At 59.9% G+C, this 20,861-nt stretch carries 15 protein-coding genes, 2 pseudogenes and 1 other annotated feature; of the genes and pseudogenes, 9 read left to right on the top strand and 8 right to left on the bottom strand.

The window, feature by feature from the left end:
• Positions 1 to 110: 110 nt before the first annotated feature.
• The 3 genes from cysB to sohB all read right to left on the bottom strand — a co-directional run bounded on the left by cysB (position 111) and on the right by sohB (position 5,453).
• Entirely contained in the window at positions 111 to 1,085 is a 975-nt protein-coding gene (cysB, locus tag NV64_RS11275; protein WP_056238322.1) for an HTH-type transcriptional regulator CysB, read from the bottom strand.
• Positions 1,086 to 1,341: 256 nt separating this feature from the next.
• A complete protein-coding gene (gene topA / locus NV64_RS11270; RefSeq protein ID WP_056238324.1) occupies positions 1,342 to 3,939 on the bottom strand; it encodes a type I DNA topoisomerase in 2,598 nt (865 codons plus the stop codon).
• Between the two features lie 464 nt (positions 3,940 to 4,403).
• The gene (gene sohB, locus NV64_RS11265) at positions 4,404 to 5,453 is read right to left on the bottom strand and encodes a protease SohB (RefSeq protein ID WP_056238328.1); all 1,050 of its coding nucleotides are present in this window, start codon (positions 5,451 to 5,453) and stop codon (positions 4,404 to 4,406) included.
• A 222-nt stretch (positions 5,454 to 5,675) separates the two neighbouring features.
• On the opposite strand from sohB, the gene NV64_RS11260 reads away from it, so the two are divergent.
• Positions 5,676 to 6,437: a YciK family oxidoreductase gene (locus tag NV64_RS11260; protein WP_101505946.1), complete on the top strand. Its 762-nt coding sequence runs from the start codon at positions 5,676 to 5,678 to the stop codon at positions 6,435 to 6,437.
• Entirely contained in the window at positions 6,437 to 7,030 is a 594-nt protein-coding gene (cobO, locus tag NV64_RS11255; RefSeq protein ID WP_056238335.1) for a cob(I)yrinic acid a,c-diamide adenosyltransferase, read from the top strand. Before NV64_RS11260 ends, cobO begins: the two co-directional genes overlap by 1 nt.
• Before the next feature lie 278 nt (positions 7,031 to 7,308).
• Here cobO and rluB read toward each other — a convergent pair whose 3' ends face one another.
• Positions 7,309 to 8,199 (bottom strand): 23S rRNA pseudouridine(2605) synthase RluB, encoded by an 891-nt coding sequence (rluB, locus tag NV64_RS11250; RefSeq protein WP_056238337.1) that lies wholly within the window; start codon positions 8,197 to 8,199, stop codon positions 7,309 to 7,311.
• A 457-nt stretch (positions 8,200 to 8,656) separates the two neighbouring features.
• Here rluB and NV64_RS11245 point away from each other — a divergent pair, with 457 nt between their 5' ends.
• On the top strand, positions 8,657 to 10,024 hold the full coding sequence (locus tag NV64_RS11245; RefSeq protein ID WP_233208968.1) for a TonB-dependent receptor domain-containing protein: 1,368 nt from the start codon (positions 8,657 to 8,659) through the stop codon (positions 10,022 to 10,024).
• Positions 10,025 to 10,802: 778 nt separating this feature from the next.
• Positions 10,803 to 11,429, top strand: coding sequence for a serine protease (locus NV64_RS11240; protein WP_369878877.1), 627 nt, complete (start codon positions 10,803 to 10,805; stop codon positions 11,427 to 11,429).
• A gap of 91 nt (positions 11,430 to 11,520) precedes the next feature.
• On the opposite strand, the gene NV64_RS11235 is transcribed toward NV64_RS11240, so the two are convergent.
• Both NV64_RS11235 and NV64_RS11230 read right to left on the bottom strand, forming a co-directional pair.
• Positions 11,521 to 12,141, bottom strand: a complete 621-nt coding sequence (locus NV64_RS11235) for an L-threonylcarbamoyladenylate synthase (RefSeq protein WP_056238343.1) — start codon at positions 12,139 to 12,141, stop codon at positions 11,521 to 11,523.
• A gap of 32 nt (positions 12,142 to 12,173) precedes the next feature.
• Positions 12,174 to 13,049 carry a PHP domain-containing protein gene (locus tag NV64_RS11230; RefSeq protein WP_056238347.1) on the bottom strand — a complete coding sequence of 292 codons (876 nt, stop codon included), beginning with the start codon at positions 13,047 to 13,049 and terminating at the stop codon, positions 12,174 to 12,176.
• Between the two features lie 155 nt (positions 13,050 to 13,204).
• Positions 13,205 to 13,299 (top strand) — a sequence feature (Trp leader region).
• 23 nt (positions 13,300 to 13,322) lie between these two features.
• On the opposite strand from NV64_RS11230, the gene NV64_RS11225 reads away from it, so the two are divergent.
• From NV64_RS11225 to trpA, 5 genes and pseudogenes are all read left to right on the top strand, one after another.
• A complete protein-coding gene (locus NV64_RS11225; RefSeq protein WP_056238349.1) occupies positions 13,323 to 14,885 on the top strand; it encodes an anthranilate synthase component 1 in 1,563 nt (520 codons plus the stop codon).
• Positions 14,885 to 16,476 (top strand): annotated as a pseudogene (gene trpD / locus NV64_RS24015) (bifunctional anthranilate synthase glutamate amidotransferase component TrpG/anthranilate phosphoribosyltransferase TrpD). The gene NV64_RS11225 and the pseudogene trpD overlap by 1 nt, the downstream one beginning before the upstream one ends.
• Before the next feature lie 2 nt (positions 16,477 to 16,478).
• On the top strand, positions 16,479 to 17,843 hold the full coding sequence (gene trpCF, locus NV64_RS11210; protein ID WP_369878876.1) for a bifunctional indole-3-glycerol-phosphate synthase TrpC/phosphoribosylanthranilate isomerase TrpF: 1,365 nt from the start codon (positions 16,479 to 16,481) through the stop codon (positions 17,841 to 17,843).
• 48 nt (positions 17,844 to 17,891) lie between these two features.
• Entirely contained in the window at positions 17,892 to 19,082 is a 1,191-nt protein-coding gene (gene trpB, locus NV64_RS11205; protein ID WP_101505942.1) for a tryptophan synthase subunit beta, read from the top strand.
• Entirely contained in the window at positions 19,082 to 19,888 is an 807-nt protein-coding gene (gene trpA, locus NV64_RS11200) for a tryptophan synthase subunit alpha (RefSeq protein ID WP_056238363.1), read from the top strand. The genes trpB and trpA overlap by 1 nt, the downstream gene beginning before the upstream one ends.
• A 192-nt stretch (positions 19,889 to 20,080) precedes the next feature.
• Here the strand turns inward: trpA and NV64_RS11195 are convergent, their stop codons facing one another.
• Together NV64_RS11195 and NV64_RS24505 are read right to left on the bottom strand one after the other, a co-directional pair.
• Positions 20,081 to 20,461 (bottom strand): hypothetical protein, encoded by a 381-nt coding sequence (locus NV64_RS11195; protein WP_146005476.1) that lies wholly within the window; start codon positions 20,459 to 20,461, stop codon positions 20,081 to 20,083.
• Positions 20,462 to 20,775: 314 nt separating this feature from the next.
• Positions 20,776 to 20,861: pseudogene (locus NV64_RS24505) on the bottom strand (hypothetical protein); the annotation flags it as partial.

Raw genomic sequence — 20,861 nt, 5'->3', positions numbered from 1 at the left:
CATTTAATGAAATTTATTTCAGGCAGGGGGCTATTGCAGAAACAGGCGGTGCCGATAATGCAGATTCAGGGCAGGCGGTGCTGCCCTGAGGCGTTCAGTCTGCGTATTGGTTAGCGGGCGGGCAGTTTGATGTCTTTAAACATCGCTTCAATATCGTCGTTCGAGCGCAGGCCAACGGCGGTGTCTACCACGTCGCGCGTCAGGTGTGGCGCGAAACGCTGAATGAAATCATACATATAACTGCGCAGGAAGGTGCTGCGGCGGAAACCGATCTTGGTGGTGCTGTAGGTAAACACGTCCGTCGCTTCAATTCTCACCAGGTCCGGGTCAGAAACCGGGTCCACCGCCATGCTGGCAATCACCCCGACGCCGAGCCCCAGACGCACGTAGGTTTTTATCACGTCGGCATCGGTGGCGGTAAAAACGATGCGCGGGGTCAGACCGGCGCGGTTGAAGGCGGTGTCCAGCTCAGAGCGTCCGGTAAAGCCGAAGGTGTAGGTGACCAGCGGGTACTCCGCCAGTTCCTCAATCGATACCTTGCTTTTGCCGGCCAGCGGGTGATCCGGGGTTACCACAATCGCCCGGTTCCAGTGGTAGCAAGGCAGCATGATCAGATCGTCATACAGGTGCAGCGCTTCGGTAGCGATAGCAAAGTCGGCATTGCCCTTCGACACCGCTTCGGCGATCTGCGTCGGCGATCCCTGGTGCATGTGGAGCGACACGCGCGGATAACGTTCAATAAAACCTTTGATCACCCCCGGCAACGCGTAGCGCGCCTGGGTATGGGTGGTGGCCACGAACAGGGAGCCTTTATCCGGCCAGGTGTGCTCACCGGCCACCGACTTAATCGCGTCAACCTTGGACAGCACCTCGCGGGCGATGCGGATAATCTCCTGCCCGGCGGGGGTGACCTGAGTCAGATGTTTGCCGCTGCGGGCAAAAATCTGGATGCCCAGCTCATCTTCCAGCATGCGCACCTGCTTACTGATGCCGGGCTGAGAGGTGTAGAGCCCTTCGGCCGTAGAGGAGACGTTAAGATTGTGGTTTACCACTTCCACGATGTAGCGCAGCTGCTGCAATTTCATTTTTCATTCCATCCTGGGTTTGAAGCACGACGCCAGAGACCAGACTAAGACGTCCGCCAGGAAAATGACCGGATGCAGACTGCGGGTCTAATGCGATTTGATAATAAGAGAAGCCATTTCTATAACAACTATATCAAAAATGTGGGATATGTATAGCATCGGTTTGGGAACAATCTTAGGGGTTTCTGGCGGGATCGGGCAACAGCGGGGGCTCAAAAAAAGCGGGGAGATCGGGCGATCTCCCCCTCATGGGCAGTTACTTCTTGGTCACCTGCCACTCGCCGTCAACGAAGAAGGCTGTCCAGCCGGTGGCTTTACCCTCTTTGTCGGTGCTGACGTACTGCTGTTTGGTTTTACGGCTGAAGCGAACCACCGCCTTGTTGCCTTCGTCATCCGCCGCTGGCGCATCGGCCAGGTAGCGCAGTTTCTCCGGCAGACGGTCGCGGAAACGCTGCAGCTCCTCCACCTGCGGCGCGCGGGTTTCGCGCGATTTCGGGAAGGTGTTGGCGGCGAGGAACACGCCGGCCGCACCGTCACGCAGCACGAAGTAGGCGTCTGACTTCTCGCACGGCAGTTCCGGCAGCGGCACCGGATCTTCCTTCGGCGGCGCGACTTCACCGTTACGCAGGATCTTTCGGGTGTTCTTGCAGTCGTCGTTAGTGCAGGACATGTACTTACCGAAACGGCCCATTTTCAGGTGCATCTCAGAACCACACTTCTCACACTCAACGATCGGGCCGTCATAACCCTTGATGCGGAACTCACCCTGTTCGATTTCGTAGCCGTCACACTCCGGGTTGTTACCGCAGACGTGCAGCTTGCGCTGGTTGTCGATCAGGTAGCTGTCCATCGCCGTGCCGCACTTCTGGCAGCGGCGACGGGCGCGCAGGGCGTTGGTTTCCGCATCATCCCCTTCCAGAACGTTCAGCACTTCATTTTCCGGAATCAGGTTGATGGTCTGCTTACAGCGCTCTTTCGGCGGCAGCGCATAGCCGGAACAGCCGAGGAACACCCCGGTGCTGGCGGTGCGGATGCCCATCTGGCGGTTACAGGTCGGGCAGTCAATCGAGGTAATCACCATCTGATTGGGCTGCATACCGCCCTCTTCCGGATCTTTCTCGGCCTGCTGCAGCTGCTGGGTGAAATCACCGAAGAAGGCATCCAGCACCCCTTTCCACTGCGCCTGGTTGTTGGCTACCTTGTCGAGGTTGTCTTCCATATGCGCGGTGAAGTCATAGTTCATCAGCTCGCGGAAGTTCTGCTCCAGACGATCGGTGACGATTTCACCCATCTTCTCGGCGTAGAAACGGCGGCTCTCGACCTTAACGTAGCCGCGATCCTGAATGGTCGAAATGATCGATGCATAGGTGGACGGGCGGCCGATGCCGCGTTTTTCCAGCTCGCGCACCAGCGAGGCTTCGCTGAAGCGCGCCGGCGGCTTGGTGAAGTGCTGGCTCGGCAGCAGTTCCTGCAGCGACAGTTCGCTGCCGACGTCCACCGGCGGCAGGGTACGATCTTCATCGCCCTTGCGCAACGCGGGCATCACCCGCGTCCAGCCGTCAAAGCGCAGCGTACGCCCTTTGGCTTTCAGCTTAAAGCCGGCCGCTTCGACGGTCAGCGTGGTTGAGTCATACTGCGCCGGCATCATCTGGCAGGCCACGAACTGACGCCAGATCAGCTGATAAAGCTTCTGCGCGTCGTTTTCCATATCCTTCAGCTGCTCAGACTGGATCTTCACGTCGGACGGACGGATCGCCTCGTGCGCTTCCTGCGAGTTTTCTTTGCTGCTGTAGGTGTTGGCATCCTTCGGCAGATACTTTTTACCGAATTCATCTTCGATGTAGCCGCGCACCATGCTCACCGCATCCTGACTCAGGTTGGTGGAGTCGGTACGCATATAGGTGATATGACCCGCTTCGTACAGCCGCTGCGCCATCATCATGGTTTTCTTGACGCCAAACCCAAGCCGGGTGCTGGCCGCCTGCTGCAGCGTGGAGGTAATAAAAGGTGCACCCGGCTTGCTGCTGGTCGGTTTATCTTCCCGCTCAGAGACGAGATAGCGCGCCTTTTCCAGCAGGCTGACGGCCGCCTCGGTCTGCTCACGGTTAACCGGACGGAACGGCTTATCGCCCTGATGGGTGACCTGCACCGGCAGCGCAACCCCTTTTGGCGTCTGCAGATCGGCCGCCAGCTCCCAGTACTCTTCCGGGACGAAGGCTTTGATCTCGCGCTCACGCTCCACCACCAGCCGCACGGCAACCGACTGTACGCGCCCTGCGGAGAGGCCACGGGCCACTTTCTTCCACAGCAGCGGCGACACCATATAGCCCACCACGCGGTCCATAAAGCGGCGCGCCTGCTGGGCGTTAACGCGGTCGATATTCAGTTCGCCCGGCTTGTCAAACGCCTGACGAATCGCATTCTTAGTAATTTCGTTAAACACCACGCGGCTGTAGCGTGACTCATCGCCACCGATCACTTCCCGCAGGTGCCAGGCAATGGCTTCCCCTTCGCGGTCAAGGTCGGTTGCGAGATAGATATGGTCAGCTTTTTCTGCCAGCGCCTTCAGCTCCGCCACCACTTTCTCTTTACCGGGCAGGATCTGATAGTTCGCCTCCCAGTCGTGGTACGGGTCGATGCCCATGCGGCTGACCAGCGCCGCTTTCTCATCTTTCTTAACTTTTTTGGTTGTTTTACTGGTTGTAGAGTCAGCGCTCTTTTTAACCGTTGATCCGCTGGTCGGCAAATCGCGGATATGGCCCACGCTGGATTTCACCACGTAGTCATTGCCGAGATATTTATTGATCGTTTTGGCTTTTGCCGGGGATTCAACTATTACGAGAGCTTTTCCCATAGTTACCTTTACCTGATTAAAACATCCGAGAGTAAGTCGTTCCGTTAGGCGATCGCTGCGAGTGACGCCGATGGCTCTACCGACGTGGGGAATGCTGGAGCAAACACACCGTACAACATCCCTAATGCAGCTGATAACACCCTGATTAACGGGACTTTTTACCACCTGTTAAACGCATCGCTAACAAAGCGTAAAGTCTGTTTTACGCCCGGAACCCGAAACGCCCACACTGTACCTGATAAAATTCGTTACGCAACTTAATTAGCATTTAGCAAGACATTTCGCCAGAAAAGGCAGCAAAAAGAGGCTGTTTTTTCAATCGCCTGGCCAGTGCGTCACCTCAACGCAGCACTGCCGGGGGCAAAAAAGGACCACCGACATAAAAACAGACGCCCGCAAGCGGCGGGCGTCATCAGAGCAGAACGGCAGCGGCACCGGAGACGTTGCCCCGGTAAGGCCGAGGATTACACCAGTGGTTTAGTCCCGCGCTGCCACAGGCGCAGCAGCACGCCCTCCGCGCTGCGCGCGGCGCTGTGGGTAAAGCGGTCCATCAGGCGTTTGCGTCGCGCGTAGCGCACGCCGATCACCTGATGATTTTTCAACTGACCGATAATCAGATCGTCGCTGGTACTGATAGCGTCGATCAAACCTTTCTCCTGTGCCTGGCTGCCGTACCAGTACTCACCGGTCGCCACGCTGTCGATGTCCAGCGCGGGACGCATCTGATGCACGTACTGTTTGAACAGCAGGTGGGTCTCATTAAGGTGTTCACGGAACTTCTCCCGCCCCTGCTCGGTGTTCTCGCCAAACAGGGTCAGGGTCCGCTTGTACTCGCCGGCGGTGTGCAGCTCCACGTCAATCTCATTGCGCTTCAGCAGGCGGTTGAAATTAGGGATCTGCGCGACCACGCCAATCGAACCGATAATGGCAAACGGCGCGGCGACGATGCGGTCCGCCACGCAGGCCATCATATAGCCGCCGCTGGCGGCGACTTTATCCACCGCCACGGTCAGCGGAATGCCGCCGTCGCGCAGGCGCTGCAGTTGCGAAGAGGCCAGGCCGTAACCGTGAACCACCCCGCCCGGGCTCTCCAGACGCAGCAGCACTTCATCGCCAGGCGTCGCCACCGCCAGCACGGCGGAGACCTCTTCGCGCAGCGAACTGACCTCACCCGCGTCCATGCTGCCTTTAAAGTCGAGCACGTAGAGGGTGCTTTGCGCTGCCGGCTGCGGCAGACCGCTTTTCGCCTGCTGTTTCGCCTGCTTCGCTTCCAGCTTGCTCTTCTTCTTATGCTCCTTCTGCCACAGCTTCTGCTGCAGCGGCTTCAGCTTCGCCAGCCGCATCTGATCCTGCAGCTCGGTATAGCGTTCACCCAGGTCACTGAGCTTCAGTTCACCGCCGGCCGCACGCTTGCGCAGGGCCAGCGCGGTGATGGCGACGGCAATCGCCACGATCGCTACCACGACGGTAACGGTTTTAGCCAGGAAAAGTCCGTAATATGTCAGGAAATCCACTCATTCCGCCTTATTTAACATTATGTTAGAGATAAGCCTAGTGTAGCCGACTCGCGCCGTCCCGTCGCCTGAAAGCGGGTAACATAAGATGAATTGCTGCAGGCCGGGATTGAACTGCGGGCGGTTTTCAGGCATAAACCCTTTTATTCAATCCAGGCAAAGGGTTAGCCCCGACTGCCTGACCGGAAGCCGCCATCGCCCTGCTGCACTGAGGAAGTTTGTATGCATTATCAACCGAAAAGTGACCTGCTGGTCAACCGCATTATCGCCGTCACCGGTGCCAGCGACGGCATTGGCCGTGAAGCCGCCCTGACCTACGCCCGCTATGGTGCGCGGGTGGTGTTGCTCGGGCGCAATGCCGAAAAACTGCAGCAGGTGTGTGACCAGATCAACCTGACCAGCCGTGCCCCTGCGCAGTGGCTGCTGATTGACCTTGAAACCGCAACACCGGAGAGCTGTCAGCAGCTGGCCAGCGCGCTGGCAGAACAGGTGCCGCGCCTTGACGGGCTGCTGCACAACGCCGGGCTGCTCGGCGAAGTGCTGCCGATGGCCGAGCAGTCGCCCGCCGTCTGGCAGCAGGTGATGCGGGTGAATATCGATGGCACCTTCCTGCTGACCCAGGCGCTGCTGCCGCTGCTGCTGCGGGCCGGCGCTGCCTCGCTGGTGTTCACCTCCTCCAGCGTTGGCCGCCAGGGCCGCGCCGGCTGGGGGGCTTACTCGGTCTCCAAGTTCGCCACCGAAGGCATGATGCAGGTACTGGCCGACGAGTACGACAGCCGCCAGCTGCGGGTCAACTGCATTAATCCCGGCGGCACCCGCACCGCGATGCGCGCCAGCGCCTTCCCACAGGAGGATGCCGCTAAGCTGAAAACCCCCGCCGACATCATGCCGCTCTACCTGTGGCTGATGGGCGATGACAGCCAGCGTAAATCCGGCCAGACCTTTGACGCGCAGCCGGGGCGCAAGCCGGGGGCCGCAGAATAATGGCCGATAACGAACGTCATCAGCAGCGGCAGCAGCGGCTGAAGGAGCAGGTCGATGCGCGCGTCGCCGCGGCCACTGAGGTGCGCGGTATCCTGATGGTCTTTACCGGCAACGGTAAGGGCAAAACCACCGCCGCCTTCGGCACCGCCACCCGTGCGGTGGGCCACGGCAGGCGCGTCGGGGTGATCCAGTTTATCAAGGGCGAGTGGCCCAACGGCGAGCGCAACCTGCTGGAGCCGCACGGTGTGGAATTTCAGGTGATGGCCACCGGTTTTACCTGGGACACGCAGAACCGTGACACCGATACCGCCGCCTGCCTCGGCGTCTGGCAGCATGCCCGGCGCATGCTGCAGGATCCGGCGCTGGACCTGGTGGTGCTGGATGAGCTGACCTACATGGTCAGCCTGGGCTATCTGCCGCTGGAAGAGGTGCTGCAGGCGCTGCGGCAGCGGCCTGCGCAGCAGAGCGTGATTATCACCGGGCGCGGCTGCCACCGTGAGTTGCTGGAGCTGGCCGATACGGTCAGTGAGATGCGGCCGGTTAAGCACGCCTTTGACGCCGGCATTCAGGCGCAGCAGGGCATTGACTGGTAGACCGTTAACATAATAAAGAGGCCACACGGGTCCCTGTTATGGCTCATCCGCTTTAATACCATGGGTTGTCCTGCAGGATCCGGCGGATTTTACGTGCCAGTAAAAAGGGGCGACGATAGCCCCTGTTACGGGTCATCCGCTTTACAAAGAGGGGTTGTTCTGCAGGTTCCGGCGCACATTACGTACTAATAAAAAAGGGGACCCTATGGCCCCCTCTTAATACTCAACGCTTGCAGGATTTGCAGCGGCGTCAGATAACGCCCGCCCGCCGTAGCATATTACCCCTGCTGGCGGCGCGATGAGCGACGGTTGCCGCCCGGCCTGGCCGTTTTGCTGGTGGTGGTGTGGCGCTTAACGGCACGACGGATCTGGCTGGCCTTGGTGCGACGGCGATCCTTCTCTACCGCCACCTTGCTGACGGTTTCCGGCTGCAGGCCCACCAGCTCACGCAGGTAGTTGGTGGGTGCCAGTTCCAGCTCGGTCCAGCCGCCGCGCGGCAGGCCTTTCGGCAGGTCGATATCACCGTAACGCACGCGGATCAGGCGGCTCACCTGCACGCCCACCGCTTCCCACAGGCGACGCACTTCGCGGTTGCGCCCTTCGGTCAGGGTGACGTTGTACCACTGGTTGATGCCTTCACCGCCGGAGAACTTCAGCGTTTTAAAAGCGGCCGGGCCGTCTTCAAGCTGCACGCCACGGCTCAGCTGTTTGATCTTCTCATCATCGACCTGACCAAACACGCGCACGGCGTATTCGCGCTCAACTTCACGGCTCGGGTGCATCAGGCGGTTGGCCAGCTCACCGTCGGTAGTGAACAGCATCAGCCCGCAGGTGTTGACGTCAAGACGGCCAACGGCGATCCAGCGCGCGCCGCGCAGCTTAGGTAAACGGTCAAACACCGTTGGACGCCCTTCCGGGTCGTTACGGGTACACAGCTCGCCTTCCGGCTTGTAATAGGCCAGAACGCGGCACACTTCGGTAATGGATTCGCTGACCGGCACCACGTGACCGTCGATACGGATCTTCAGTGATGCGCTGGGCACCACGCGATCGCCCAGCGTCGCCAGCTTGCCGTCAACGCTGACGCGCCCGGCAGAGATCATGGTTTCGATTTCACGACGGGAACCGTGCCCGGCGCGTGCTAAAACTTTTTGTAACTTCTCGCTCATGGAGCACCCTCTTTGTCGCCTTCCCAGGCGTCATGAAGAAAATAAAAAATTCTTTTATTTTCAATAACTTAAATAGAAACTCGCGGGCTATTATACAGGGTTTTACCGGTGCTGTAACCCGTTTTATAGCGCGTATAAGCATAGTTCAGATTGAGTCAGGCTGGCAGCCCCTGTTTGCTCCTCTGTGCCAGCGTGACGCCTCCCCGTTGATCTTAACCGCACTCCCCCATCACAGCCCTTTGGCAAATGATTTATCTGACTGAGGGTCGCTGACTTAGCGGACTGCCTCAACCAATCATCAACGGGTCCTGAACAGGCTCCGGAGCCGGGAACTTATCACTTTTCATACGAACAATTTTTATTATCATCCTGGGACGCATTATCATTTACAGTGAATAAGAGGAAAATCTCATGGAAATTAGTAAATTATCCATTTTATGTAGCCCGGCACTGACCGGTGTGCTGTGCATTTCCGCCCCCGTGCAGGCCGCCGACGATACGATGGTGGTACAACAACAGCGATGGCCAGCTCGGCCCGGTTGGCGTAGCCGGCGGTGGCTACCGCGACTCGCTAGGCTTTGAAAAGAATAAGGTGATGGCCGGCCATAATACCGACCTGAGCTTCGGCCGCTGGAGCTCGACGCTGACCTTCGACAGCACCGAAAACAGAGGCCGCGTGCTGACCGCCAAAACCCTCAGCCCCGCCAACGCTGGCCGCGTCGGCGACGATCGCCAGCTGAAGAACACCAACGCCATTTTTGACACCTCGCTGGTGGCGCCGATCGGCGACGACCACCTGCTGACCGTCGGCGGCCAGTACTGGCAGGCGAAGCTGAAGGACGGCATCGTGCTGGCCAACAGCGGCGACACTTTTGAACAGAAAACCTGGTCACTGTACAGCGAAGACGAATGGCAGATCATCGATCCGCTGAGCCTCACCTGGGGGGCGCGCTACGAAAAGCACGACAGCTTCGGCGGCCACGTCAGCCCGCGCGCCTACCTGGTGTGGAACGCGCTGGATAACTGGACGGTTAAAGGCGGCGTCAGCACCGGTTACAAAGCGCCGTCGCTGGCACAGCTGCATAACGGCGTCAGCGGCGTGGGGGGCAACGGCACCACCAGCACCCTCGGCAACCCGAACCTGAAGCCGGAGACCAGCACCAATATCGAAACCGGCGTCTACTACGATAACGGCGACGGTACGAACTTTAACGTCACCGGCTTTATTAACCATTTCCGCAATGCGATTCAGTCGGTGGATCTGACCAGCACTACCTCCAGCTACGTTAACGTCGGTAAAGCCCGCACCCAGGGCGTCGAAATCGCCGGCGGCGTGCCGCTGGGCCTGCCGGAGCTGACCCTCAACGCCAACTATACCTATACCGATACCGCGCAGATCGGCGGCAAAAATCCGGGCGCACCGCTGACCAGTACGCCGCACCAGGCCGCTAACGCGCGCCTGAACTGGCGTGCTACCCCGGCGCTGAATACCTGGCTGGCGGTGGAGTATCACGGCAGGACGCCGCGCTTTACCAACAACTATGCCAACCTTACCCCGGTGCAAAAAACGCTCTATAACGATAAAGGTGGTGATCTGAAGGCCTGGACGGTGGTCAACCTGGGAGCCACCTACCAGCTGACCAAAGCGCTGAAGGTGAACGGATCGGTGAATAACCTGCTGGATAAGGATTTCTCCGAGGTGAACACCTATAAGGTGGGCAAAAGCTCGCTGTACGGCGGTGATTACTTTAATACCTCCGCTTCCACCAGCGGCTACGTGATGCCAGGCCGTAACTACTGGGTGTCGCTGAACTACAGCTTCTGACGGCCAGACCTGCCCGGCTGAGCTGCGCATCCTGCTACAGTCGCACCAGCGGGCCGGTCAGCCCCTCACTGTTCTTCTGATGGCATTCGCACGGTATGGATTAGCCGAAAGAGGAATACCGTGGGAGAACAGCGTGGAGAAAAAACAGCATATCCGGCCCGGTAAATAACCGTTAACCCAAATTAACATCCGCAGTGTGACCTTCGCGTTTAACAGGAAGGGTTACTTACTGAGTTTATTATTATAAATCGCGCCGTACGGATTATTTCCCTCGTAAACCTGGAGAGGTAAGCATTAGTTGTATTGATACTATTGCTGTTTTAGTGTTCATCATTAGCAGGTGACGCCAGCTTTGCAGGTCAGCTCAGCGGTTAACGCCAGCCCGAAACCTTATCGCAGCACCAATATCCAACTTAAATCAAATTCATCATCATAAAGTTAATGCAATATCAAATGACCAGGCTATTCGGACAGTGGTTTGCTTAGTGGCAGATTATTAACGCTTTTTCTCTGTTCGGGCCAATAAGCTGTTTTAACCACCGTTAAGGTTGTGTAAACTTCGCACGGCGTACAGATAACGATCGACGCACTGTTAAATATAAATAATAAGTCGCATCCCGACGACTACAAATAATTTACAACATTGTTTCTTTAAATAAACAGAGGTCACGGGGAGGAAGTGTGTCTCCCGAACAAGCGCTGAGTGACTCTCAGCACCCATTTTGCACGCAGAACTCCTCACCAGGGAAACTTCATTGCGTGTCAGGACAAAACGAAAATGATGAAATTTAACGCGATTGCGGCACTGGCCGCGCTGACGCTGACCGGCTGTTCCGTCGGCAAATATAATTACAGCAGCACAGCGATGGAACGCGTCGATATGAGTTTTACCGGCATCCCGACGGTGCTCGGCATCGGCTCATTAGGTACCAGCATTCCCCTTACCCCCGAGTACAGTCTGACCGCCGCCCACGTGGCGCGTTTTGCGGTGCAGCGCGTCAAGGCGTACCACCCTTATTGCGACCTGGCGATCATCTACCACAAAAATGACCTGAAGACCCTGCCAAAATTCCGCAGCAGTGAGGTTGGCGAACCGGTGAAGATGTACGGTTACAGCTTTGTCTCAGCGATGCCGGTGGAGTCGTCAGGCGTCAACCTGGCGCTGACCGGCATCCGCAACGGTTTTAACAAAAAACCCTGCGTGGCGATGGCTTCTAACGCCGGCGTGGTGCAGGGGATGTCCGGCGGCGCGGTGTATAACGCGGATGATACCATCAGCGGGGTGATCGTCGGCTATACCAGCAAGGTACGCCAGAGGCTGAAGCCCAACGAGCCGCTGAAGGACGTCTCGCTGTATATCCCTTATCAGGGCTTTAAAGAGTGGCTGGCGGCGTCAACCTCCTGACGCCTGAATAAGAGACGGGCCGCATCACGCGGCCCGTTTGCGTTGGACAGATCAACGAGCTCAGCGCGCCGCATCAGGCCACTGAACGGGATCAGAGGAACGGCGCGGTGTCACCCACCCCTTCACGTACCACCTGCGGGCTGTCATCGGTCAGATCGATTACCGTGGTCGGCTGCTGGCCGAGATAGCCACCGTGGATAATCAGATCCACCAGCTTGCCGATCTCATCCTGGATCGCTTCCGGATCGGATTCGGTAAAATCGTTGCCCGGCAGCATCAGCGAGGTGGACATCATCGGCTCATCCAGCGCTTCCAGCAGCGCCAGCGCGATCGGGTTTGACGGCACGCGCAGGCCGATGGTTTTACGCTTGTCGTTCATCAGCCGGCGCGGTACTTCTTTGGTGGCCTTCAGAATAAAGGTGTAGTTGCCCGGCGTGTTATTTTTGATTAAGCGGAACGCGCTGTTGCCAACCTGCGCATAGGTCGACAGCTCCGACAAATCGCGGCACATCAGCGTAAAGTTGTGGTTGCCGTCAAGCTGGCGGATGCGGCAGATGCGCTCCATCGCGCCTTTATCTTCCAGCTTACAGCCCAGCGCATAGCCGGAATCGGTCGGATAGACCACCACGCTGCCCTTGTTCAGCAGCTCAATCGCCTGCTTAATGAGCCGCGGCTGCGGATTCTCGGGGTGAATATAGAAAAACTGACTCATAAAAACCTCTCGTTTACCCGGTGCGGGTGAACTTATTGCAGGATGTCAGGAAAACGTTGCCACACGGCCTCAACGCCGCCGGGCAGCCATAATTTTTTGCCCAGTTCGATCCACGGGCAGGGCTGATGAAAATCAGATCCCTGGGAGGCGGCCAGCCCGTAGTCACGGGCGTACTGCGCCAGCTGTGTGCGCTCGTTCGGTGCCTGCTGGCACTGCGCCACCTCCATAGCTTCGCCGCCCTGTTCGGCAAAATGGGCCAGCAGCCGCTTCAGCCACTTGGCCGACAGCCCGTAGCGGGCCGGGTGCGCCAGCACCGCACGGCCGCCGGATTGCTGAATCACATCAACGGCTTGTTTAATTGTACACCACTGTGGCGGCGCGTAGCCGGTTTTGCCCCGCGCCAGGTAATTTTTGAACACCTGTTGCATGTTGCTGGCCTTGCCCTGGGCGATCAGGAAACGGGCAAAATGGCCGCGCCCAACCGCACCGCCGGCGGCCAGCGCCAGCGCGCCCTCCAGCGCACCGGGGATCAGCGCCTTCTCCAGCCGCTCCGCCATCAGCCGCGCCCGCGCCAGCCGCCGTTCCGCCTGCTCAGCCAGAAACGCGGTCAGCGCCGGATGGTCAATATCCACGCCGAGGCCGACGATATGGATCTCATGATTTTCCCACAGCGAGGAGATCTCCACCCCGGCAATCAGCTGCAGCGGCAGCTGGTGCCGGGCGATCGCCTCACGCGCCGGGCGTACGCCGTCGGTGCTGTCGTGATCGGTGATGGCCAGCACGGTAACGCGCTGCTCCACCGCGCGCAGCACCAGGGCTTCCGGGCTGAGCAGGCCGTCGGAGGCCTGGCTGTGGCTGTGCAGGTCAAACAGGGAATAGACTGAGGTTGAAGGGCTGTCTGCGGTCAAAACGACTCCGGCGCTACATTAAAATTGGCTGCATAATACCGCCATTCCGTGCTAAGAGAAAAAGAGTATTGACTTTTTTCCTGCGAACCAGTTAACTAGTACACAAGTTCACAAACACAGGGGTCACGATCATGTTCAACCTTATTCGCGTTAATACCGGTTGGTGGCACACTTCTCCCTGAACGGGCGGAGTTGTTCTGCACAGATGAGTCGTGCAAACCCCAGGCCCGCTGAATGCGGGCTTTTTTTTGAGCAAAATATCGGGAACCTCTTATGCAAAACGCCAGACCTGGAGTGAAGTTAATCACCGGCAGCGCCCCTTACCGTGAAGATCCGGCGGCGGTGTTTCATCAGCTGTGCGGCGCTCGCAGCGAAACGCTGCTGCTGGAGTCGGCAGACGTCGACAGCAAGCGCAACCTGAAGAGCCTGCTGATCGTCGACAGCGCGCTGCGCATTACCGCGCTGGATAAGACGGTGACCATTCAGGCGCTGTCGGAAAACGGCCGTGCGCTGCTGCCGCTGCTGGACGCCGCCCTGCCCGCTTCGGTGCAGAACAGCGTGCGCCCGGACGGCCGTGAGCTGCTGTTCCCGGTCAATACGGCGGTGCAGGATGAGGACGCTAATCTGAAGGCGCTGTCGGTGTTTGACGCGCTGCGCCTGCTGCCAACCCTGGTCAGCGCCCCGGAGGAAGAGCGCGAAGCGATGCTGCTCGGCGGCCTGTTTGCCTACGACCTGGTGGCCGGCTTTGAGACGCTGCCCGAGCTGCACAACCAGCAGCGCTGCCCCGATTACTGCTTCTACCTGGCCGAAACGCTGCTGGTGATTGACCATCAGACCCGCAGCGCCCGCCTGCAGGCCAGCCTGTTTACCCACTCGCCGGCCGAGTTCCTGCGTCTGCAGAGCCGCATTGAGCAGCTGCACAGCCAGATGATGCAGCCGGCACCTGCGCTGCCGGTGCAGCCGGTGGCGCAGATGACGCTGACGGTCAGCCAGAGCGATGAGGATTACTGCCGGGTGGTGCGCGAGATGCAGCAGGCGATCCGCGTCGGCGAAATTTTCCAGGTGGTGCCGTCGCGCCGCTTCTCGCTGCCGTGCCCGTCACCGCTGGCCGCCTATGAGACGCTGAAAAACAGCAATCCCAGCCCGTATATGTTCTTTATGCAGGATCGCGATTTCAGCCTGTTTGGTGCCTCGCCGGAGAGCTCGCTGAAGTATGACGCCAGCAGCCGCCAGATTGAGATCTACCCGATTGCCGGCACCCGCCCGCGCGGCCGCCACGCCGACGGTTCGCTGGATCGCGACCTCGACAGCCGCATTGAGCTGGAGATGCGCACCGACCATAAAGAGCTGGCCGAGCACCTGATGCTGGTCGACCTGGCGCGCAACGACCTGGCGCGCATCTGCGAGGCGGGCAGCCGCTACGTCGCCGACCTGACCAAAGTCGACCGTTACACCTTTGTGATGCACCTGGTTTCCCGCGTGGTCGGCCAGCTGCGCGGCGATATCGACGTGCTGCACGCCTACCGCGCCTGCATGAATATGGGCACCCTGAGCGGCGCGCCGAAGGTACGGGCGATGCAGCTGATCGCCCGCGCAGAGGGCACCCGCCGCGGCAGCTACGGCGGCGCGGTGGGCTACTTCACCGCCAGCGGCGACCTCGATACCTGCATAGTCATCCGCTCGGCTTACGTGGAAGACGGCGTGGCCACCGTACAGGCCGGTGCCGGCGTGGTGCTTGACTCTGACCCGCAGGCCGAAGCCGACGAAAGCCGTAATAAAGCGCGCGCCGTGCTGCGCGCCATCGCCACCGCCCACCACTGCCAGGAGATTTTCTGATGGCCGATATTCTGCTGCTCGATAACGTCGACTCCTTTACCTATAACCTCGTCGACCAGTTACGCACCTTTGGCCATAACGTGGTGATTTACCGTAACAGCGTCCCGGCGGACACCCTGATCGCCCGCCTGCAGGAGATGGAAAACCCGGTGCTGATGCTCTCCCCCGGCCCCGGCGCACCCTCTGAGGCGGGCTGCATGCCGGAGCTGCTGCAGCGCCTGCGCGGCCAGCTGCCGATTATCGGCATCTGCCTCGGCCATCAGGCGATCGTCGAGGCCTGGGGCGGCCACGTCGGCCAGGCGGGCGAGATCCTGCACGGCAAAGCTTCGGCGATTCAGCACGACGGCGAAGGCATGTTTGCCGGCCTGAGCAACCCGCTGCCGGTAGCCCGCTACCACTCGCTGGTCGGCAGCAACCTGCCGGAAGGGCTGACGGTCAACGCCACCTATAACGGCATGGTGATGGCGGTTCGCGACGACGCACGCCGCGTGTGCGGCTTCCAGTTCCACCCCGAATCCATTCTCACCTCCCAGGGGGCACGTCTGCTGGAACAAACTCTCGCCTGGGCGCTGGCGTAATTATGGAGATATCAATGAATAGCATTCTTGAACGACTTTACCAGGGTGAGACACTGACGCAGGCCGAGAGCCACCAGCTGTTTGCCGCAATTATTACCGGCCAGCTGGAACCCACCCAGCTGGCGGGCGCACTCATTGCCATGAAGCTGCGCGGTGAGAAGCCGGCGGAGATTGCGGGTGCGGCCAGCGCGCTGCTGGAAGATGCCCGGCCCTTCCCGCGCCCGGACTATCCGTTTGCCGATATCGTTGGCACCGGCGGCGACGGCAGCAACAGCATTAATATCTCCACCGCCAGCGCCTTTGTGGCGGCGGCCTGCGGGCTGAAGGTGGCCAAACACGGCAACCGCAGCGTCTCCAGCAAGTCCGGCTCGTCCGATCTGCTGGCGGCCTTCGGCATCAGCCTTGACCTGCCCGCCGACCAGGCGCGCCAGGCGCTGGACGATCTGAACGTCTGCTTCCTGTTTGCGCCGCAGTACCACAGCGGTTTCCGCCACGCGATGCCGGTGCGCCAGCAGCTGAAAACCCGCACCATCTTTAACGTGCTCGGGCCGCTGATTAACCCGGCGCGGCCGCCGCTCGCGGTAATCGGCGTCTACAGCGCGGATCTGGTGCAGCCGATTGCCGAAACGCTGAGGGTGCTGGGCTACAAGCGCGCGGCGGTGGTGCACGGCGGCGGCATGGACGAAGTGGCGCTGCACAGCGTCACCCATGTGGCCGAGTTGCGCGAAGGCGAGATCACCCGCTACCAGCTGACGCCGGACGATTTTGGCCTGAACAGCCACCCGCAGGAGGCGCTGGCCGGCGGCACGCCGGAAGAAAACCGTGACATTCTGACGCGTTTACTCCAGGGTAATGGCGAGCTGGCGCACGAAGAAGCCGTAGCGGCTAACGTCGCGCTGTTACTGAAGATTTTTGGCCACGAAGATCTGCGGCAGAACGCGCAGCAGGCGCTGGAAGTGATCCGCAGCGGCCGCGCTTATCAACACGTGACCGCACTGGCGGCGAGAGGATAATGATGCAGCAGGAAACCGTACTGAATAATATCGTCCGCGATAAAGCTGACTGGCTGGCAGAGCGCCAGCAGCAGCAGCCGCTGGCGTCATTTAAGGATCAGATCGTCCCCGCCACGCGCAGTTTTTACGACGCGCTGCAGGGTGCCCGCACGGTGTTTATCCTCGAGTGCAAGAAAGCTTCGCCCTCGAAAGGATTAATCCGCAACGACTTCGACCCGGTGGCGATCGCCGGCGTCTATAAACATTACGCCTCGGCGATTTCGGTACTGACCGACGAAAAATATTTCCAGGGGAGCTTTGATTTTCTGCCGCTGGTCAGCGCCGCGGTCACCCAGCCGGTGCTGTGCAAAGACTTTATTATCGATCCCTATCAGATCTACCTGGCACGCCACTACCAGGCGGACGCCATCCTGCTGATGCTGTCGGTGCTGAACGATGAGCAGTACCGCCAGCTGGCCGAGGTGGCGCACGGCCTGAATATGGGCGTGCTGACCGAAGTGATCAGCGATGACGAGCTGGAGCGCGCCACCGCGCTGGGCGCGAAGGTGGTCGGCATCAACAACCGCGACCTGCGTGACCTGTCGATCGACCTCGACCGCACCCGCCGCCTGGCACCGAAAGTGGCGCACGGCGTGACGGTGATCAGCGAGTCCGGCATCAGCAGCTATGCGCAGGTGCGCCAGCTCAGCCACTACGCCAACGGTTTCCTGATCGGCTCCGCACTGATGGGCGAGGACGATCTCAACGCCGCCGTGCGCCGGGTGATCCTCGGGGCCAATAAGGTCTGCGGCCTGACCCGGGCGGAAGACGCCCGCAGCGCGCGGGAGAGCGGCACAATTTATGGCGGGCTGATCTTCGCTGACGGCTCACCGCGCCGGGTGGACGTGGCGCAGGCGCAGCAGGTGATGGCCGGTGCAGCGTTGAAATACGTTGGCGTGTTCCGCAACAACCCATTAAGTGACGTTGTCACTACCGCGCGACAGCTAAGCCTGGCAGCGGTACAGCTGCACGGCGATGAAGACCGCGAATTTGTCAGCCAGCTGCGTGCTCAGCTGCCTGAAGAGGTGCAAATCTGGAAGGCGTTCAGCATCAGCGATCGCCTTCCCGCCCGCGACTGGCCGTTTGTTGATCGCTACGTGTTTGATAACGGTAACGGCGGCAGCGGCAAGACCTTTGACTGGTCGCTGCTGCAGGGGCAGAACCTCGACAACGTGCTGCTGGCCGGTGGCCTGAGCGCGGACAACTGTGTTGAGGCCGCCCGCCTCGGCAGCAGCGGCCTCGACTTCAACTCCGGCGTGGAAAGCGCCCCGGGTATTAAAGACCCGGCAAAAGTCGCCGCCGTATTTGCCACGCTGAAAGCTTACTGATTGCAGGCCGGGTGCTGCACCCGGCCCACCTATTGAAGAGAGACGGTCATGACTAAGTTAAATCCCTATTTTGGTGAGTTCGGCGGCATGTACGTGCCGCAGATCCTGATGCCCGCGCTGCTGCAGCTGGAAGAGGCGTTTATCAGCGCCCAGAGCAACCCGGCCTTCCAGGCAGAGTTTACCGACCTGCTGAAAAACTACGCCGGCCGCCCGACCGCGCTGACCCTGTGTAACAACCTGACCCGCGGTACCAAAACCCGCCTGTACCTGAAGCGTGAAGACCTGCTGCACGGCGGCGCACACAAAACCAACCAGGTGCTGGGCCAGGCGCTGCTGGCGAAGCGGATGGGTAAAAAAGAGATTATTGCCGAGACCGGTGCCGGTCAGCACGGCGTGGCGTCGGCGCTGGCCAGCGCCCTGCTCGGCCTCAAGTGCCGCATCTATATGGGTGCCAAGGATATTGAACGCCAGTCGCCGAACGTGTTCCGCATGAAGCTGATGGGCGCCGAGGTGATCCCGGTGCACAGCGGTTCGTCGACGCTGAAAGACGCCTGTAACGAGGCGCTGCGCGACTGGTCCGGCAGCTACGACACCGCGCACTATATGCTTGGCACCGCCGCCGGCCCGCACCCGTTCCCGACCATCGTGCGCGAGTTCCAGCGGATGATCGGCGAAGAGACCAAAGCGCAGATCCTCGAAAAAGAGGGCCGACTGCCGGATGCGGTGATCGCCTGCGTCGGCGGCGGTTCGAACGCCATCGGCATGTTTGCCGACTTTATTGATAACGAAAGCGTCGGGCTGATCGGCGTCGAGCCGGCCGGCCACGGCATCGAGTCCGGCGAGCACGGCGCGCCGCTGAAGCACGGCCGCGTCGGCATCTACTTCGGCATGAAAGCGCCGATGATGCAGACCGAAGACGGCCAGATCGAAGAGTCTTACTCGATCTCCGCCGGGCTGGACTTCCCGTCTGTCGGGCCGCAGCACGCCCACCTGAACAGCATCGGCCGCGCCGAATATGTCTCAATTACCGATGACGAGGCGCTGGACGCGTTTAAAACCCTGTGCCGCAGCGAGGGGATTATTCCGGCGCTGGAGTCCTCCCACGCGCTGGCCCACGCGCTGAAGATGGCGCGTGAGAACCCGGAAAAAGAGCAGCTGCTGGTGGTCAACCTCTCCGGCCGCGGCGATAAAGATATTTTCACCGTGCACGACATTTTCACCGCGAAGGGAGAGCTGTGATGGAACGTTACGAACGCTGTTTTAAACGTCTGGCAGACCGCAACGAAGGTGCCTTTGTGCCCTTCGTCACCCTCGGCGACCCGACGCCCGAGCTGTCGCTGAAAATTATCGACGCGCTGGTGGCCGGCGGCGCCGACGCGCTGGAGCTGGGCATCCCCTTCTCCGATCCGCTGGCCGACGGCCCGACCATCCAGAACGCCGCGCTGCGCGCCTTCGCCGCAGGCACCACCCCGGCGGTCTGCTTTGAGATGCTGTCGGCCATCCGTCAGAAGTATCCGGAGATGCCGATCGGCCTGCTGATGTACGCCAACCTGGTGTTCTCCAACGGCATCGACAACTTTTACGCCCGCTGCCAGCAGGCCGGCGTGGATTCGGTGCTGATCGCCGACGTGCCGGTGGAAGAGTCGGCCCCGTTCCGCCAGGCGGCGCTGCGCCACAACGTGGCACCGATCTTTATCTGCCCGCCGAACGCCGATGACGATTTGCTGCGCGAGATCGCCTCGCACGGGCGCGGTTACACTTATCTGCTCTCCCGCGCCGGGGTGACCGGTTCAGAGACCCGCGCCAGCCTGCCGCTGAAGCACCTGGTGGATAAGCTGGCCGAGTATCACGCCGCGCCGCCGCTGCAGGGCTTTGGTATCTCGGAAGCGTCGCAGGTGGCGGAAGCCATCGCCGCCGGCGCGGCCGGGGCGATCTCCGGTTCGGCGATTGTGAAAATCATCGAGCAGCATCACCAGACGCCGGACGTGATGCTCAGCGAGCTGACGGCGTTTGTCAGTAAACTGAAGGCCGGCACCCGCCATTAACCGTGGGCCGGGCGCGAAAACAGAAAGAGGACGCTGGTGACAGCGTCCTCTTTTTTTATCTGCTTAACTGATGCGTTTCGTGCCACAAAGCCAGGGTGAACCTTGCTCGCGGGGACGCACTGGCAGGTACACCGCGGCAGGTCAGGCTGGTCGGTCAGGCCGGACTGCGCATGCCGCTCACTTTCATTTGGCTTAACCGGCTAAATCCAGTCTGGCCATCTGCGCCGGGGTGGCGTCCAGCGGCGGCAAAATCTGCTCACAGTAGCCGCGCAGGTGCCCGAACAGCACCGGCCAGGTCGGTTTATCGATATTGTCGGCCATAAAGCCGGCGTCCAGGCGCGCCGCTTCAAACATGCCGTCCTGCAGGGCCTTGAGGGTGGTGTGCCCTGCCCCGAGGTTGCCCAGCCACAGCTTGCAGTAGCCGGAGAGATCGCGCAGCAGCGGGTTATCGAGACCGTCGTGCAGGTTGGGAAAATCTTCGGAGATCACCAGACGCATAAAGTCCGGTAACGGCTTTCCATTGCTGACAATTTGCACCGCATCGCGGTAAGTAACAGGAAAAGTACTAAGCATATCGACGGGTTCCATGCTGTCATTCATTATGGTTATTGTTTTTATGCGGGGTCTTTATCGCCCCTGGCGAACAGATTTGTGTTCAACTTAACGCACAGACGATTTTGCCGGGTTGCCCGGTAGTTATCTTTAGATTTTGCCTATTGAAATTTTGCGATCAATCGTTGAAAACTGGAAAAAATCCACGTTAAAATTAAGCCTTATATTACAGTCAATTATCTGTAGTGGCTTCGCGCAATGTTTAACACCAGCCGGTGGTTTTTGCATACACCGGTACTGCGATACCGCGCGTTGATCTCAGCCGAGATGCTCCACGTTGCTCTGCTGTAGCGGGCATAAGGAACTATTTCACCGGTCTTCTGATCTCTGACGGTGAAGCGCTCTTCGAATCCTGTTGGTA

The organism is Erwinia sp. B116, assembly GCF_002865965.1.
GTDB lineage: Bacteria > Pseudomonadota > Gammaproteobacteria > Enterobacterales > Enterobacteriaceae > Erwinia.
This window is presented reverse-complemented; position numbering and strand designations above follow the sequence as displayed.